General features: G+C 65.2%; 2 protein-coding genes. Both read right to left on the bottom strand.

Translation table 11 applies throughout. The features are described from left to right. On the bottom strand, positions 1-1,253 hold a 1,253-nt coding region (locus tag WCB02_RS20855; protein WP_423960996.1), incomplete at its 3' end, for an ABC transporter permease subunit. Next, the coding region (locus WCB02_RS20850) for an ABC transporter substrate-binding protein (RefSeq protein ID WP_423960994.1) at positions 1,253-2,000 on the bottom strand (748 nt) is incomplete at its 5' end. The genes WCB02_RS20850 and WCB02_RS20855, both read right to left, overlap by 1 nt.

Here is a 2,000-nt window from a genome sequence, read left to right as displayed (position 1 = left end):
AGTCCGACGCGTTCGAGCAGCTCGGAGGCGCGGCGGTCGGCATCGCTGCGCGACAGGCTGTGCACCCAGCGCAGAGGGCCGGCGATATTCTCCTTGGCGGTGAGATGGCTGAACAGGTTGAACTGCTGAAACACCATGCCGACGCCGACGCTGGCGCGTTCATTGGCGATATCGCGCTGCGACAGCTTGCTGCCGTCGTCGCGAAAGCCGAGCCGGCGGCCGCCGACCCGCACCGTGCCGGCATCCCAGTTTTCGAGATGGTTGATGCAGCGAAGCAGCGTGCTCTTGCCCGAGCCGCTCGGCCCGAGCAGCGCGATGACCTCGCCGACCCGCACGGTCAGGTCCAGGCCGTTGAGCACGGTCTGCGCGCCGTAGTTCTTGCGGAGATCCTTGACCTCGACCGCGACGTTGTTGCGCGCGATGGTCGCTGCCCGCTTGGCGCGATGCTCGCGCGTCAGCGCCAGCGGCGGTGTTTCGGTGAGCTCGGCGGGTCCGGCGGGCGCGGCGTCTAACGCCGGGGCAGTCGCATCCGCGAGCGTGAGCTTGGTCGCAAGATCGACCCGGCGCCAGGGAAGATAATCGGCGAGCTTGCGCTGGCGGCTGGTGCGATCGAGATCGAGCAGCCATTCGAAGCCGAGCTGGATCACGGCGACCGCGCCGGTCAGCACCAGATAGAGCAGGCCGGAGGCAAAGAAGATCGAGAAGAAGTCGAAGGTCGAGGATGCGAGCTGCGTGCTGCGCAAGGTCAGCTCCTGCACGGAGATGACGGAGGCGAGCGAGGAATTCTTCAGCGCGCTGACCGATTCATTGCCGAACGCGGGAATCATGGTGCGGATCGCCTGCGGCGCGATCACCCGCCGCAGCAGCACCGCGGGCGTCATGCCGAGTGCCTGTCCCGCCACGACCTGTCCGCGATCGACGCCGAGCACGCCGGCGCGCAGCATCTCGGCGATGAACGGCGCCTCGTTGCAGGCGAGCGCCAGGCCGCCGGCGATGATCGCCGACAGCTTGATGCCGAGCTGCGGCAGCGCGTCGTAGGCAAACACCATCTGCAGGATCAGCGGCGTGCCGCGAAAGATCACGGTGTAGCCGCGCGCGAATGCAGCCAGCCACCAGAAGCGGCTGAGCTGCATCCACGCCAGGATCAGGCCGAGCAGCAGCCCGCCGGCGAGCCCGAGGACGGTGACCTGCAAGGTCAGCGCGATGCCCTCGAGCATATACGGCAGGCTGAGATAGTGCAGAAAGAGAGACATCAATCAGCCGTCAGGATATCCGGTTCCTTGAAGTTGTTCGGATCGAGCTCCCACTTCTTCAACAGCTCCTTGTGGATGCCGGCCTTCTGCACCTCGATCAGCGCCGCGAGCACCGCGGCCTTGAACTCGGGCTTGTCCTTGGGAACGGCGATGCCGACCGAATAGGGGATCGTCACCGCGGTCGCCTTCTCCAGCTTGTCCGGGTTGGCTTTGACCGCCTGGTCCACGGTGTTGACGTCGTTGACATAGGTATCGGCGTGGCCGGCGAGGATCGCCTGAATGCAGTTGGCATTGTTGTCATAGAGCTGCAGCGTCGGCTCCGGCTTGCCGGCGGCCTTGCATTTCGGCGCCAGGTCCTGCACCAGCGGCACCTCGACAAAGCCGGTATTTTCGGCCGCTGCCGCGCCGCACATCGTGAGGTCGATGCCGTGGATTCCCTTCGGATTGCCCTTGGCGACCAGCACGCCGTCGAACACCTTGGAATAGGTGATGAAGTCGGCCGCCTTGGCGCGCTCCTTGGTGGCGTAGATGTCGGAAATCACGATATCGGCCTGGCCGCTCGCCAGCGTGGTCAGGAGCGCCGCGAACACCACCGGCTTGTAGGTCAGCTTGAAGCCGAGGCAGTCGCCGATCGCTTCGCCGAGATCGATGTCGAAGCCGACATATTTGCTGGGGTCTTTCGGATCGATCGCCTCATAACCCGGGGTGTGCGGGTTGATCGCGTTGACCAGCGTCTTGCCCTTGAAA

This window comes from Bradyrhizobium sp. (assembly GCF_049581145.1).
Lineage (GTDB): Bacteria > Pseudomonadota > Alphaproteobacteria > Rhizobiales > Xanthobacteraceae > Bradyrhizobium.
This window is presented reverse-complemented; position numbering and strand designations above follow the sequence as displayed.